Source organism: Tenacibaculum sp. HL-MS23 (genome assembly GCF_032463465.1).
GTDB classification, from domain to species: domain Bacteria; phylum Bacteroidota; class Bacteroidia; order Flavobacteriales; family Flavobacteriaceae; genus Polaribacter; species Polaribacter bernardetii.
The window spans coordinates 1,290,275-1,304,291 of record NZ_CP135989.1; the positions used below are offsets into that span (position 1 = coordinate 1,290,275).

General features: G+C 31.4%; 13 protein-coding genes and 1 other RNA gene. 7 read left to right on the forward strand and 7 right to left on the reverse strand.

What is annotated here, in order from left to right; genetic code table 11:
* Window positions 1–17: 17 nt before the first annotated feature.
* The gene (locus tag RRF68_RS06045) at window positions 18–464 is read left to right on the forward strand and encodes a hypothetical protein (protein WP_315945306.1); all 447 of its coding nucleotides are present in this window, start codon (window positions 18–20) and stop codon (window positions 462–464) included.
* A gap of 56 nt (window positions 465–520) precedes the next feature.
* Here the strand turns inward: RRF68_RS06045 and RRF68_RS06050 are convergent, their stop codons facing one another.
* The 3 genes from RRF68_RS06050 to RRF68_RS06060 form a co-directional block, all read right to left on the reverse strand.
* The gene (locus RRF68_RS06050; RefSeq protein ID WP_315945307.1) at window positions 521–1,036 is read right to left on the reverse strand and encodes a DUF4136 domain-containing protein; all 516 of its coding nucleotides are present in this window, start codon (window positions 1,034–1,036) and stop codon (window positions 521–523) included.
* Window positions 1,037–1,125: 89 nt separating this feature from the next.
* A complete protein-coding gene (locus tag RRF68_RS06055) occupies window positions 1,126–2,604 on the reverse strand; it encodes a S8/S53 family peptidase (protein WP_315945308.1) in 1,479 nt (492 codons plus the stop codon).
* Window positions 2,605–2,779: 175 nt separating this feature from the next.
* Window positions 2,780–3,778 carry a M20/M25/M40 family metallo-hydrolase gene (locus tag RRF68_RS06060; protein ID WP_315945309.1) on the reverse strand — a complete coding sequence of 333 codons (999 nt, stop codon included), beginning with the start codon at window positions 3,776–3,778 and terminating at the stop codon, window positions 2,780–2,782.
* A 135-nt stretch (window positions 3,779–3,913) separates the two neighbouring features.
* On the opposite strand from RRF68_RS06060, the gene RRF68_RS06065 reads away from it, so the two are divergent.
* Window positions 3,914–4,867 carry a transglutaminase domain-containing protein gene (locus tag RRF68_RS06065; protein ID WP_315945310.1) on the forward strand — a complete coding sequence of 318 codons (954 nt, stop codon included), beginning with the start codon at window positions 3,914–3,916 and terminating at the stop codon, window positions 4,865–4,867.
* Between the two features lies 1 nt (window position 4,868).
* Here RRF68_RS06065 and RRF68_RS06070 read toward each other — a convergent pair whose 3' ends face one another.
* The 4 genes from RRF68_RS06070 to RRF68_RS06085 all read right to left on the reverse strand — a co-directional run bounded on the left by RRF68_RS06070 (window position 4,869) and on the right by RRF68_RS06085 (window position 8,028).
* The gene (locus RRF68_RS06070) at window positions 4,869–5,219 is read right to left on the reverse strand and encodes a DUF1801 domain-containing protein (protein ID WP_315945311.1); all 351 of its coding nucleotides are present in this window, start codon (window positions 5,217–5,219) and stop codon (window positions 4,869–4,871) included.
* 19 nt (window positions 5,220–5,238) lie between these two features.
* Complete coding sequence (locus tag RRF68_RS06075) at window positions 5,239–5,460, reverse strand: DUF3820 family protein (protein WP_218771223.1); 222 nt, start codon at window positions 5,458–5,460, stop codon at window positions 5,239–5,241.
* A gap of 32 nt (window positions 5,461–5,492) precedes the next feature.
* A complete protein-coding gene (locus tag RRF68_RS06080; protein ID WP_315945312.1) occupies window positions 5,493–6,704 on the reverse strand; it encodes a mechanosensitive ion channel family protein in 1,212 nt (403 codons plus the stop codon).
* 115 nt (window positions 6,705–6,819) lie between these two features.
* Window positions 6,820–8,028 carry an NAD(P)-dependent oxidoreductase gene (locus tag RRF68_RS06085; RefSeq protein WP_315945313.1) on the reverse strand — a complete coding sequence of 403 codons (1,209 nt, stop codon included), beginning with the start codon at window positions 8,026–8,028 and terminating at the stop codon, window positions 6,820–6,822.
* A gap of 195 nt (window positions 8,029–8,223) precedes the next feature.
* On the opposite strand from RRF68_RS06085, the gene ssrA reads away from it, so the two are divergent.
* From ssrA to RRF68_RS06110, 5 genes are all read left to right on the forward strand, one after another.
* Window positions 8,224–8,619, forward strand: a transfer-messenger RNA (tmRNA) gene (gene ssrA / locus RRF68_RS06090).
* Between the two features lie 475 nt (window positions 8,620–9,094).
* Entirely contained in the window at window positions 9,095–10,486 is a 1,392-nt protein-coding gene (locus RRF68_RS06095) for an arginine decarboxylase (protein ID WP_315945314.1), read from the forward strand.
* A 12-nt stretch (window positions 10,487–10,498) separates the two neighbouring features.
* Entirely contained in the window at window positions 10,499–11,437 is a 939-nt protein-coding gene (gene speB / locus RRF68_RS06100) for an agmatinase (protein ID WP_218771250.1), read from the forward strand.
* 9 nt (window positions 11,438–11,446) lie between these two features.
* Window positions 11,447–12,979, forward strand: coding sequence for a carbon-nitrogen hydrolase family protein (locus RRF68_RS06105; protein ID WP_315945315.1), 1,533 nt, complete (start codon window positions 11,447–11,449; stop codon window positions 12,977–12,979).
* A gap of 67 nt (window positions 12,980–13,046) precedes the next feature.
* Window positions 13,047–14,015: a deoxyhypusine synthase family protein gene (locus tag RRF68_RS06110; RefSeq protein WP_218771252.1), complete on the forward strand. Its 969-nt coding sequence runs from the start codon at window positions 13,047–13,049 to the stop codon at window positions 14,013–14,015.
* Window positions 14,016–14,017: the final 2 nt, after the last annotated feature.

The window sequence follows — 14,017 nt, forward strand, 5'->3', positions numbered from 1 at the left end:
AATTAAAACTTAAAATTATGAAAAAAACATTTTTTATTATCGCCATATTATTTATAGGCGTTTTTTCTGCAAATGCTCAAGACATTTCTAAAAATGCTATTGGTGTTCGTTTTGGAGGAAATAATGGTTTTGGAGGTGAAATTTCATACCAAAGAGCTTTAGGGAGCAATAATAGATTAGAAATTGATTTAGGCCTAAGAAAAGGAGATGCTTTTAAAGCTACAGGGTTATACCAATGGGTATGGGCTTTAGAAGACCAATTTAATTGGTATGCTGGTTTTGGAGGTGGAATTGCTTCTGCTAATAGTAATAGTGCTATTTTCGGAGCTGGTGTTATTGGTATTGAATATAACTTTGATATTCCTTTAATGATTTCTTTAGATTTTAGACCAGAAGTAGGTTTTAGTGATTTTTACGACGGTTTTCAGTCTGATTTCGGATTAGGTCTTCGTTACCAATTTTAATCAACTTTTTTGACATAAAAAAACCTCCTTAATTGGAGGTTTTTCTATTTACAATACTATTTCTTAGGCGGATAATTCATCAATATTTTTTCAATTATCTTTTTATAATGTATCAACCTTTCCTCTGGCGTTGTTCGTTCTTTTATTGCTCCGTTTGATATTCCTTGCCACAATAATTCATCGTTTTCGCTCTTTACAAAATCAATAATTAACCTTTGATTTATTTTTTTGCTTCCAATAGGTATTCCTCCAGAAATCCCAAAACCTACATTTCGTCCACCTCCCATACCAATACCAATGGTACTTCTATCAATTTTCTTACTTTCTTTTGATAAGATGTTTATGTACATATCTGGATCTTCAGATAATTTCATTCCTTTTTGTTGTAATCCGCTGGTTAATTCGTTCGTAATTCTCTTAACATCTAATTCATTTAAGCCTTCACCTGCATCTTCAAAAAAATTAAATGTTTTATATGCTTTAAAATCAGTTTTACTATCATAATCATATACTACATTGGTAGAAGAACATCCAACGATAAAGATTAAAAAAAGATATTTTAATGGTCTCATAATATTATAATTTCTATAATCCAGTTTTTATAAAAATACAAAAAACCTCGAATATTCGAGGTTTTTCTTAGGTAAGTTAGTTGATTTTTTTATTGAACAGCTTTTAGCGCATCAATATTCCCATATCCGTATTCTGAGTGTTTATTTGGATAAAAATCTGCTGCTTCTTTCATTTTTTGTAATACTTGTTCACGAGACCAAGATGGATTTTTAGACCATACTAAAGATGCAATTCCTGCTGTTGTTGCTGTCGCAACAGATGAACCACCGATGTAATTAGCCTGTCCGTCATAATAACTTAATACCGGAATTTTATTATCTGTACCGTTAGTTCTTTGCATTTGAATAGTAAAATCGATTTTAGAACCTGTATGACAAACATCACACTTATCATACTCACCTTCTTTAACTCCAGTAACAGCAACTGTTTCTGACATACTTGCCGGAAAAATAACACCATACCAAGTTGTAAATGAAGTTGAAGTACCACCTGCTGCTAAAATCATTTTCCCTTTACTATGTGCATATTTAATTGCATCAGAGACATTACCGATATTAAAAGGAGATCCTATAGACATTGAAATTACTTTTACATCACTTCTATTAGCTAAAGCTGTTAATGCTTCTACAACTCCTCTTTTTTCATGATAATCATTAATAATAACATTCTCTACAGCTCTATATGTTACTAAATTAGAGTTGTATGCTACACCTACTGGTAAATTATCATTATTTCTTGGTGCTGTTGCTACAGCTGCCATTTTAGTTCCATGCCCACATTTATCGTTAACACCATCGTAACTATTAGACCATGCCCACCAAGAATCTACAAATGTTCCATACTTCTGAACAGTTCTTCCTGAAGAATCTCCATCATTAAAATATTGATTCATCCATTTTTGTTGAGGCGACAAACCTGAATCGATAATAGCAACCGTTACTCCTGCACCTGTACTATAGTTCCATGCAGCAGGAATATTATGTGCATCAAAAGACCAAGGCACTCTTGCTCCTGGCGATACTGTACGGTAATCATTTGTACTTAATGTAGTACTTCCATAACCACAACCTGAACCGCCTTCTGATCGAGCTTGATTATCTGAATCTAAAAAATTATATCCTCCAGGCTCTATATAACGCACCCTACTATCTTTTAATAATGTTGCTATCGTTTCTTTATTTGTAACTCTTATGTCAATAACATTAATAATCTCATCAACATGTAATTCACTAACTCCTTTTGCAGATGTTTTTTCTAGGCTATGAACAAGTTGAATTAAATCATTTTTAATATTACTTGTCTCAGTAGTTCTTGCAAATTGATTTTTAGAGTTTCCATAACCAATGGTTAAAATATTCTCTCCATGTTTTACAGCACTCCAAATTGTATGAGCGCTTTGTGTTGTCCAATTAAAATCGCCAGTAGTTTGCAGTGAGGTATTAATAATTGAATTAATTTCTTTTTTTGAAAGCAGTTCATTTTGCTCTTCTTGCATCTCTAATGTTTCGTTACTAGAACAAGAAAACATTGCTAAAACAATAGCCAAACTTAATATTCTTTTTTTCATCTTACTTTGAAGGGTTTAGATTAAACAATTGCGAATATAGTAAAATTTTAATAATATTTTAACATAAATCACAACATCAAGATACAAAAGAAAGATTTTAATAATTTTTAAATTTTTCGTAAAACAAGAAAAGAGCCTTTATAAAGGCTCTTTTCTTGTTTTACTTGGTTGAAAATTACTTTTCAAGGACTACTCTTGTAGGGGTGTCTTTACCATTTATAATACTTTCTGTTCCTTTTGCTACTGCCTGTATCGTTTGTGTAATTACCGTCATATTTAAAGTTTCTGCTTCATCTGAAACTTTATGATAATCTTTATCTACATCAATTGGCGTAGTAGAGAACGTATGTGAAGGCACTCCTAAACGAGCTAAAGAAGCATTATCTGATCTAAAAAATAAATTGAATTTTTTATATGGATCCGGAAATAATTGGTATCCTGTACCCACTAAGTTTTTCTGAATAATTTTACCAAAATCAGAGCGTTCAAAACCTGTTAACCAAGCTGTGTTTGGTCCAAAACTTGGCGTTTTCCCTATCATTTCTAAATTAATTCCTGCAACAAATTTACTCGCATCAATCCCTTTACCAAAATGTGTAGAACCTATTAAACCCATTTCTTCTGCTGTAAAAGCAACAAAAATGATTGTTCTTTCGTTTTGTCCTTTATTTTTAAAATATTTTGCTAACGCTAAAACTCCCGTCACACCAGATGCATCGTCATTTGCTCCGTTAAAAATTAAATCTCCTTCTCCTGTTTTTTTTGTACCTAAATGATCGTAATGTGCAGAAACTACCACATATTCGTCTTTTTTACTCTTACCTTCTAAAACGCCAATTACATTGAACATTTTAATCCCCTTATATTCAAAGTTCTGACGAAAAGTTGGTAGTGAATTGTATTTTTTCAATCCGATTTTTTCGAATTCATTTTCAATATATTTTGCTGCTTTTTCAATACCTTCTGTACCAGGTTTTCTACCTGCCATTTCATCAGAAGCCAATGTATATAAATGTTTTTTAACAAGAGATGAATCAATATTAATTACACTTTTTTCAGTTTTTGATGAAACTACTGATTTGGTAGCTGTTGATTTTTTACTATCATTTTGTACTGTTTTACATGATAACATAGATAATGTTACCACTGAAGACATATATATTATTTTTCTCATCTGATTATTTAATTCTATTTGTTATTTAATTTGAAAGGCTAAATATAGCCAATTTAATTTTTTAGTTTTTTTACCTTTAAAGCAAATAATTTATAGGCACAATCTTTGATAAATAAAGTTGTTATAACTACATCTATGAAACAACTTTATTTTCTTTTTTTCTTAACGTTTTCGTCATTATATGCTCAAGATTTCACTTCTATTGATGAAAAAATAAAAACGTATCCTAAATTAATTACAGCAGATAAATTAGCGAATAAAATTACTGCTGATTTTAATTCTGATCAAGAAAAAGTGAGAGCTGTATTTTCGTGGCTAGCTTTTAATATTAGGTATGATTTAGAAGAGTTTTATAATCCTAGTCAAAAAAAAATTGGCTTTAGATATAGAACGGAAAATGAAAAACAAGCCAAAATTAAAGCTATAAAAGAAGCTATTGTAACTAAGACACTTTCTAGTAGGAGTGCTGTTTGTGAAGGTTATGCACAAACATTTAGCAAAATTTGTTCTCTTTTAAATATTGAAAATGAAGTAATAAAAGGCCATGTAAGAAACTCCTCTAGCGATATCGGCAAAATAAACAATCGTACAAATCACGCTTGGAATGCTGTAAAGCTAAATAACAAATGGATGTATATTGATGCTACTTGGGCAGCAGGATCGGTGACTTACGGAAAATGGCAACGCAACTTTAATAATTATTACTACAACATACCGAAAGAAAAATATTTCTTCACTCACTTTCCTGAAGGTGTACTATGGCAATTACGTGTAAAACGAATGAGCTTAAAAGAGTATTTTAATCAACCGATATATTCTTCTTACTTTCTTAAAAACGACTATGAAGTAGTTACACCAACATCTGGCATTGTATACCGAAAACCTAATAAACCTGTTAGTCTTACGCTTAAAAATGTAAAATCCAATCAATCTATTTATTGTGGATTTAGAAATTCTAAATATACTAAAAAACCTAAAGTTACCTTTAATAAAAACACAGCAACTATTAGTATTATACCTCCCGCTAACAGTAAAGAGATTTATTTAATTATTGATAAAGAAGTCGTGCTAGAGTACCTGTTAAAATAAATTACAATAACCTTATATTATAAGCCTCTAATAAAACACAAACTAATATTTCTTCATTAATATCTTCTACTCGGTAATACCGAAGAGATTTTACTGCTTTTCTTTTCTCTGACACTAAAAATTCATTGTATTTTTTAAGATTTGTTTTAGCATAAAATCCAACATCAACAAATCCTTTTTTAGTTGCATTAAAATAACACAAAGGCTTATTATTTAAATAATAAAACGGAAGTTTCCATTTATACAACAATTCTGCTTCACTAAAATTCGCTTCTATTAAAACCTGAAGGTATAACAAAATTGACCTTAATGATTCTTCTTGTTTTAGAATATACTCTTCTGCTGGTTTCATCTTCTAAAATAATTAAATTTTAAAAATTTGCTTTTATCTTCTTAAGAATATCTTCTAAACCATTTAGTTGTAGCTCATAAACCAATCCCATCATTTTACCCAACTTACCGTCAGGGAAACCTTTGTTTTTGTACCACACTATATAATACTCAGGAATATCTACTAAATAAACTCCTTTATATTTACCAAATGGCATTCGCATTTTGGCGGTATCTATTAAAAATTGTTGGTCTGGTATCATTTAATAGTATTAAAAATTATATTGATAAAAAATTAATTATCAATCTTAAAACCTGGTTTTACATATCCTTTGGGCACATTTTCTGGCGGAACAGTTAACACATTTCCATCTCTAACAGCATTGTAATACGGAGATAGTATTTCGATACCTGCTTTGTGTAACTCATTTTTAATACTTTCATGTAAATGAGAATATATTACAGCAGCTTTTTCTGGATTTTTAGTATGACAATTAATTTCGTAATTGATATAAAAATCATCTAAACTTTTCACTAGCACAAAAGGCACAGGTTTATCTAAAACCATCGGAGTATTTTTTGCTCCTTCAACTAAAGCCTTTATTACCTCTCCACTAGGCACATCGTAACCAATCGTTACAGAAGTGTGCAAAATCACCCCAACATCTTCTGTGGCATTTTTACTAAAATTGATGATATGATTCCCTAAAATTGATGAATTAGGAATGGTAACATCAATATTTTTAATTGTTTTAACTCTTGTAACCAATAAACTTCTTTCGGTAACATCACCAATAGTAGTTCCTATTTCTACACGATCACCAACTTTAAAAGGGCGCATATAAGTAATTACAATACCGGCAACGATATTAGATATTGCTGCTGTTGAGCCCAAAGAGAATAAGACTCCAAAAAAGATAGAAACACCTTTAAAGCCATCAGACTGAGAACCTGGTATGTATGGCCAACAAATTATTACAGCAAAAGCAATTATAACCACTCTTAATAAATTAAAAGTTGGCTTGGCCCAATCTGCATGAAAACCATCTAATTTTACAGCCTCACGCTCCAACTCACTCGTTAAGTACTTTAAAAACTTTAATAGGTATTTGGTACCATAAAAAATTACAATTATAAAGAACAAGCCAGGTATAAAATCTAAAAAACCTTCAACTATAAAGTATACTGGCTTTAATAAATACTCAAAAGCTTTTTTTGCATACGCTTCTGTTTCTGGTATAAAACTAAAAACAAGCGGTAAATAAAAGATTAAAAACAAAATACTTATTGCATATCTTAAGGTTTTTGTTACAAATTTTAAGATATGTTTTTCTCTTCTTGGTGTTATAAACTTAAAGAAATTAACTAATTCGATTTTTCTAAAAAAGAAATTTCGATCTAACTTATCTAACTTAGATTGAAACCAATTGAAAAGTTTTTTTAATAGATAAAAAAATAGGAAAATTCCTAAAATAGACACTCCAAAATATGTATAACTTAAAATCATGTTTTTTAAAAGTGTTAGATGTAAAAATGAGTATTTTTAAAAAGAAAGTCATTAACCCCTTTATTACTCGTAATTTTATACAAACTAAAACCCCCGTTAAGCAGGGGGTTTTTAGTTATTCTTTTCCGTCTACGTAGTCTTGTAAATACGAATATCTCGCTGCTAATTCCCCTTTGCTAGTTGTCATTTTTGCTCTTGCTAAAACGCCCTCTTTATCATTATTAAAAAACGACGGAATAACATGTTTTAAAAACATCTCACCAAAACCTTCACTGGCATCTTTAGGTAATTCACAAGGTAAATTATCTACCGCCATTACCGTTATTGCTTCAGCACTTTTAAAATCGACTTCTTTTTCTGTTTGCGGATCATAACCATAAATGGGATCGGCAATTGTAGATGCTTTTATTGTCGATGCAACTGGGCCATCAACATCACACGAAATGTCTGCCACATATTTTATCTTAAATTCTGCTGATTTAGCATCTTCTCTTGTATATAAATAAGGTGCTTCGTTTCCGTAAAAATGACCAGCAATAAAGAAATCTGTTTCCTTTGCGTATGGCATAAAATTACTTTCATAACCTGTAGGATCTTTATAAAAAGCTGCCTTATCCCCTACCTTACCATCTTTACGCTTTGCATATTCCATAACATCTGCCATGCAATATACCGGTTCTGTAAATGTTGATGTCAAATACAAGGCATCAGAAACTTGCTTTATACCTAAATAATCTAAAATTTCTTTAGCTCCGTATGCAACTTTACCTGTTCCTGTTAATAATATTTTAAAATTCGGAAGTTTAATTTTATCTAACGCATCTTTTACAGCGTTTAAATCTGCCAATGTTTCTACTTTAGGTAAGGTAAACGTATTTTCTCGTAAACCAATTGCTCTAAATCCGTTATAAGCACCAACTAAACCTGCGTAACGACCAAAACCGATTAAACGCGCTCCGTTTTCTTTAACAATTGTTTCATGGTCAAACATTTCAATGTTTTTTGCCAACATTTCTTTTAACAACTTACGGTTATATGGTTGTTTTTTGATGGTATGACTAAAATAAAAATATTTTTTATTAGGAATTAAGCTCTCTACAGGAACTTCTTTTACTCCTAATAAAACATCGCAATCTGAAACGTCTTTTACCACTTCAAAACCAGCTTTCTGATAGTCTTCATCTGTGAAAATTCTAATATCAGAACTTTCTACAACTATTTCAGCTTGTGGAAATTGTTGTTTAAATTCTTTTAATTTTTGTGGTGAAAATACGACACGCCTATCTGGTGGGTTTTTACGTTCTTTTATGATTGCAAATTTCATACTTATATTTTATTTTTTTGAAGCCCTGCGAATTTACTCTTTTTTATAGGTTTGTACAACCTTGTTTTTATTATCTTTGCCGACCGCGTTAGGGATTGAAGCATTTGTTGAAGCTCCTTGAAAAGAGCGACTGCGAAAAGCCCGCCCGAACGCCCAAATAATTGGTATAGTTTTTGACTAATTATTTGACATAATGGGGACGACTGGTTTTGACAGCGAGGCCAGTGATAATGTAAGCATACCGAGGAGCGAAGAGATACACTCGTTAAACTTTTTTTCAACTTTTTAAACGGCGAGAATAACTACGCTTTAGCTGCTTAATCCGAATCATAGTAGGATTGGCCTAGGCACACAAGGTGTGCAAGCTTTATGTCCACGGATAGCCTTGATTTACGGCGCTTCACTTTTGGATATCGTAAAAGTAAATATAGAAAACTTGCTGCTTCGACAGGTTTTTGAAGCTAAAGAAGATAAGCTTTTAACAGATTGTTCTTAATCAGTTATAAGTCGAAAATTAAGAAAGAAATAAGTATGTAGAAAGCATTTGAGCTGCTTGTTTGGACCCGGGTTCGATTCCCGGCGTCTCCACAACAAAACCCTGTAAGCATTGTGTTTACAGGGTTTTTTATTTTTAAGGCAACTAGAAATACTTCTTGTATATTTTTTTTCGAAAAAAAATAAAAAAAAATTTGTTGTTTTAAAAAATAGTTTACATTTACTGCATCTTATTAGATAGGTTTAATGTATCGTTCTACTTATTTCGTAAACAACTTTTATGAGAAGATAAAAAGCTGTTTGGTGTTTTGGAAACACAGCGAAAAAATTAAGGTTTCTTCTTTTTCAAATAACTACTCTTTACCACTGAATTTCGACAATCAGTGCGGTGACTGTTTGGCTCTAAGAGTCTGATATATTCATATACATTTTAGTTTTTAACAAATCTGCTATAAAATATAGCCTATAATTTGTTACGCATTATTTTAAAAAAGATATACGATTTCGTTATATCTATTTTTTAAACAACTTCTCTGTACACAACATTTACAGGGTTACATTAAAAAACAAAATGAATACTAAATATAAAGATTTAATAGCACAAACTTTCGATTTTCCACAAGCGGAATTTCGTACAGAAAAAAACAATTTATTTTTTCATGATATAGATATGATGGAGCTGGTTAAACAATACGGTGCGCCGTTAAAGTTTACCTATTTACCTAAAATATCCGAAAACATTAACAATGCTAAAAGTTGGTTTGCAAAAGCAATAAAAAAACACCAATATAACGGTAGCTACAACTACAGCTACTGTACTAAAAGCTCACACTTTAAATATGTGTTAGATGAAGCTTTAAAGAATGATATTCATATTGAAACATCATCTGCTTTTGATATTGATATTGTAAGGGCGCTTAAAAAATCTGGCAAGCTAAGTAACGATGCTTATGTACTTTGTAATGGTTTTAAACGCGATAAATATATTACTAACATTGTAAGTTTAATTGATGGCGGGCATAAAAACTGTATTCCCATTATAGATAATTATGAGGAGCTAGATCTTTTATTAAACGAAACTAAAAGTAAGTTTAAAGTTGGTATTAGAATTGCTTCTGAAGAAGAACCTAAATTCGAGTTTTACACCAGCCGTTTAGGCATTGGTTACAAAAATATTGTTTCTTTTTACGAGCGTGAAATTGCTAAAAACCCACAAGTAGAGCTAAAAATGCTTCACTTTTTTATCAACACAGGTATAAGAGATAACGCTTACTATTGGAACGAATTACTAAAATGTTTAACGGTATATATAAAATTAAAAAAGGTATGTCCTACTTTAAATAGCCTAAATATTGGTGGTGGTTTCCCTATTAAAAACTCATTAGCCTTTGATTATGACTATGAATATATGGTTGATGAAATTATCAATCAAATTAAAGCTGCTTGTGACGAAGCTGAAGTAGAAGTTCCTAATATTTTTACTGAATTTGGTAGTTTTACTGTTGGTGAAGCTGGCGGTGCTGTATACGAAGTATTGTATCAAAAAAAGCAAAACGATCGTGAAAAATGGAACATGATTAACTCATCTTTCATTACAACATTACCAGATTCTTGGGCTATTAACAAACGCTTTATTATGCTTCCTGTTAATAAATGGAATCATAGATATGAACGTGTTTTATTAGGTGGTTTAACTTGTGATAGTGATGACTATTACAACTCAGAGCAACATGTTAATGGTATTTATTTACCGATATATGAAAAAGAGAATCCGCTGTATGTTGGTTTCTTTAATACCGGAGCTTACCAAGAAACAATTGGTGGTTTTGGCGGCTTACAACACTGCTTAATACCAGCACCAAAACATGTTCTGATATCAAAAAACGAAGAAGGAAACATTGTTACCAAATTATTTAAAGACCAACAAAAAAGCGAAGAATTCTTATCAATTCTTGGTTACTAACAATATAGTATAATGAAAAATAAAAATTACGCAGGAATTCCAGATCAATACGCAAAACTAGAAAATGCACAAATCGTATTAATTCCAGTTCCTTATGACGGAACTAGTACTTGGCAAAAAGGAGCTGATAAAGGTCCTGATGCATTTTTAGAAGCTTCAGAAAACATGGAGCTGTATGATATCGAAACAAATACCGAAGTTTATAAACAAGGTATTTATTTAGCGGATGCTGTAACAGAAAAATCATCGCCAGAAGCAATGGTAGAAGCAGTTCATGCAGCAACTAAAAAGTTTATCAATAAGAAAAAATTTGTAACCCTTTTTGGTGGTGAACATTCTATTTCTATCGGAACGATAAGAGCTTTTGATGAATGTTTTAACAACTTAACTGTTTTACATATTGATGCGCATGCCGATTTAAGAAAAGAATACGAAGGTTCTTCTTGTAACCACGCTTGTGCTGTTTATGAAGCAAATCAGAATACTAATTTAGTTCAGGTTGGTATTAGAAGCATGGATGTTTCTGAGCGAAAGGAAATAAATGAAGACAAAGTGTTTTTTGCACACGATATGGCTGTAAATGAAGATTGGATGGACGATGTTGTTGATCAATTAACAGATAACGTTTTTATCACATTCGATTTAGATGCTTTCGATCCTTCTTTATTACCATCAACCGGAACACCAGAACCGGGTGGTTTATTTTACTATGAAACATTAGAGTTTTTAAAGAAAGTTTTTACAACCAAAAACGTTGTTGGTTTTGATATTGTTGAGTTATGCCCTAATCCGTCTGAAAAATCATCAGACTTTTTAGCAGCTAAACTTTACTATAAAATGTTAAGCTATAAATTTTCTAACGATACAGATGATGAGGAAGATATTGACAACAAAAAAGAGAATCGTGCTACTGTTTCTAAGTTTAAAGACAATGATAATGACGATTTTTAATTCTGTAAGATGTTAAAAAATATCGAAAATATTGAGCTTCATTACTTAACATTAACTGATTATAAACAGTTAAAAGAAGCCATGATCCAGGCATACTCAAGTATGCCGGATTCTTATTGGAAAGAAGATCAAATTAAATCGTTAATCAACAAATTTCCTGAAGGGCAAGTTGTTATAAAAATAAACGGAGATTTGGCAGGCTGTGCACTTTCTATCAAATTAGATTATGATAGTTTCGATGACCAGCATACCTACGAAGATATTACTGGCAATTATACATTTGACACTCATAATGAAAATGGTGATGTATTATACGGAATAGATGTTTTTATAAAATCGGAATATAGAGGTTTGCGTTTAGGCAGAAGACTTTATGATTATAGAAAAGAATTGGCTGAAAAACAAAATTTAAGAGGAATTGCGTTTGGAGGTAGAATTCCGAATTATCATAAATACGCGGCAACTTTATCACCAAAAGAATATATAGAAAGCGTAAAACGTAAAGAAATTCAAGATCCTGTTTTAAACTTTCAAATTTCGAATGACTTTCATCCTTCAAAAATTTTAAAAGGATATTTAGAAGGCGATGAAAATTCGGGTGAATTTGCCGTTTTATTAGAATGGGATAATATTTACTATGAAAAAAAATCTAAAAAAGCAGCAACAAAGAAAAAGGTTGTTCGTTTAGGATTAATTCAGTGGCAAATGCGCTTGTATAAAGATTTGGAAGAATTAATGCAGCAAGCAGAATATTTTGTAGACGCAGTTTCTGCTTACAGATCTGATTTTGCATTATTCCCCGAGTTTTTTAATGCGCCTTTAATGGCTGACAATAATCACTTGCCAGAATCGGAAGCAATTAGAGAGTTAGCTAAATATACACCGCAAATTGTTCAGAAATTCTCTGAATTGGCAATTACGTATAACATTAATATTATTACTGGTAGTATGCCAGAAATTAAAGATGAACTGTTATACAATGCTGGTTATATATGCAAAAGAGATGGCTCTACAGATCGCTATGAAAAATTACATGTTACACCAGATGAAGCTAAAGTTTGGGGAATGCAAGGCGGAAATGAGCTAAAAACTTTTGATACAGATTGTGGTAAAATTGGTGTTTTAATTTGTTATGATTCTGAGTTTCCTGAATTAAGTAGAATTTTAGCAGAAGAAGGAATGGATATTTTGTTTGTTCCGTTTTTAACAGATACTCAAAACGGATATTCAAGAGTACGTCATTGTGCGCAAGCCAGAGCAATAGAAAACGAATGTTATGTTGCCATTGCAGGTAGTGTTGGTAATTTACCAAAAGTAAATAATATGGATATTCAGTACGCACAATCTATGGTTTTTACACCCTGCGATTTTTCTTTTCCTGCAAACGGAATAAAAGCAGAAGCAACCACAAATACTGAAATGATTTTAATTGCTGATGTAGATTTAGATTTACTAAAGGATTTAAATCAATTTGGTAGCGTACGAAATTTAAAAGATAGAAGAACAGATATATTTGAAGTAAGAAAACTTACTAAAAAATAATTTAAAATATAAAAAACATCTCGATACAAAATTTCTGAAAAATCGTATCGAGAACAAAAAAATAAAAATGAACAAACCAATATCAAATTTTATAGAAAAATACTTTTTACACTTTAACGCAGCATCTTTAGTAGATGCTGCCAAAGGGTACGAAACACAATTAGAAAAAGGTTCTAAAATGTTAGTTTCTTTAGCGGGTGCAATGAGCACGGCTGAATTAGGTAAGATTTTTGCAGAAATGATTCGTCAAGATAAAGTACATATTATTTCGTGTACCGGTGCTAATTTAGAGGAGGATGTAATGAATTTAGTAGCACATTCTCATTACAAGCGCATACCTAACTACCGCGATTTAACGCCACAAGATGAGTGGGATTTATTAGAAAAAGGGTTAAACCGTGTTACCGATACTTGTATCCCTGAAGAAGAAGCTTTTAGAAGAATTCAAGAGCATATTGTAAAAATATGGAAAGATGCAGAAGCAAAAGGTGAACGTTATTTGCCACATGAATATATGTACAAATTATTGTTATCTGGCGTTTTAGAAGAATATTACGAAATAGACATTAAAGATTCTTGGATGTATGCTGCTGCAGAAAAAAACTTGCCAATTATTTGTCCTGGTTGGGAAGATTCTACCATGGGGAATATTTTTGCTTCTTATGTTTTAAAAGGTGAGTTAAAAGCAAGTACAGTAAAATCGGGTATAGAATACATGACTTTCCTTGCCGATTGGTATACAAATAATTCTGAAAACGGAATTGGATTTTTCCAAATAGGTGGTGGTATTGCTGGTGATTTCCCAATTTGTGTTGTGCCAATGCTGTACCAAGATATGGAAAAACCAGAAACACCATTTTGGAGTTATTTCTGTCAGATTTCTGATTCTACAACAAGTTATGGTTCATACTCTGGTGCGGTACCAAATGAAAAAATTACTTGGGGTAAATTAGATATTGATACGCCTAAGTTTATTATAGAAAGTGATGCTACTATTGTTGCTCCGTTAATTTTTGCCTATCTATTAAAAATGTAAAA

Bases quoted from the DNA above. Each gene is read 5' to 3' on its own strand.
- RRF68_RS06080 (WP_315945312.1), bottom strand. From the start codon at position 6,704: ATGATTTTAAGTTATACATATTTTGGAGTGTCTATTTTAGGAATTTTC.
- RRF68_RS06050 (WP_315945307.1), bottom strand. From the start codon at position 1,036: ATGAGACCATTAAAATATCTTTTTTTAATCTTTATCGTTGGATGTTCT.
- RRF68_RS06045 (WP_315945306.1), top strand. From the start codon at position 18: ATGAAAAAAACATTTTTTATTATCGCCATATTATTTATAGGCGTTTTT.
- RRF68_RS06065 (WP_315945310.1), top strand. From the start codon at position 3,914: ATGAAACAACTTTATTTTCTTTTTTTCTTAACGTTTTCGTCATTATAT.
- RRF68_RS06110 (WP_218771252.1), top strand. From the start codon at position 13,047: ATGAACAAACCAATATCAAATTTTATAGAAAAATACTTTTTACACTTT.
- RRF68_RS06095 (WP_315945314.1), top strand. From the start codon at position 9,095: ATGAATACTAAATATAAAGATTTAATAGCACAAACTTTCGATTTTCCA.
- RRF68_RS06070 (WP_315945311.1), bottom strand. From the start codon at position 5,219: ATGAAACCAGCAGAAGAGTATATTCTAAAACAAGAAGAATCATTAAGG.
- speB (WP_218771250.1), top strand. From the start codon at position 10,499: ATGAAAAATAAAAATTACGCAGGAATTCCAGATCAATACGCAAAACTA.
- RRF68_RS06060 (WP_315945309.1), bottom strand. From the start codon at position 3,778: ATGAGAAAAATAATATATATGTCTTCAGTGGTAACATTATCTATGTTA.
- RRF68_RS06105 (WP_315945315.1), top strand. From the start codon at position 11,447: ATGTTAAAAAATATCGAAAATATTGAGCTTCATTACTTAACATTAACT.
- RRF68_RS06085 (WP_315945313.1), bottom strand. From the start codon at position 8,028: ATGAAATTTGCAATCATAAAAGAACGTAAAAACCCACCAGATAGGCGT.
- RRF68_RS06055 (WP_315945308.1), bottom strand. From the start codon at position 2,604: ATGAAAAAAAGAATATTAAGTTTGGCTATTGTTTTAGCAATGTTTTCT.
- RRF68_RS06075 (WP_218771223.1), bottom strand. From the start codon at position 5,460: ATGATACCAGACCAACAATTTTTAATAGATACCGCCAAAATGCGAATG.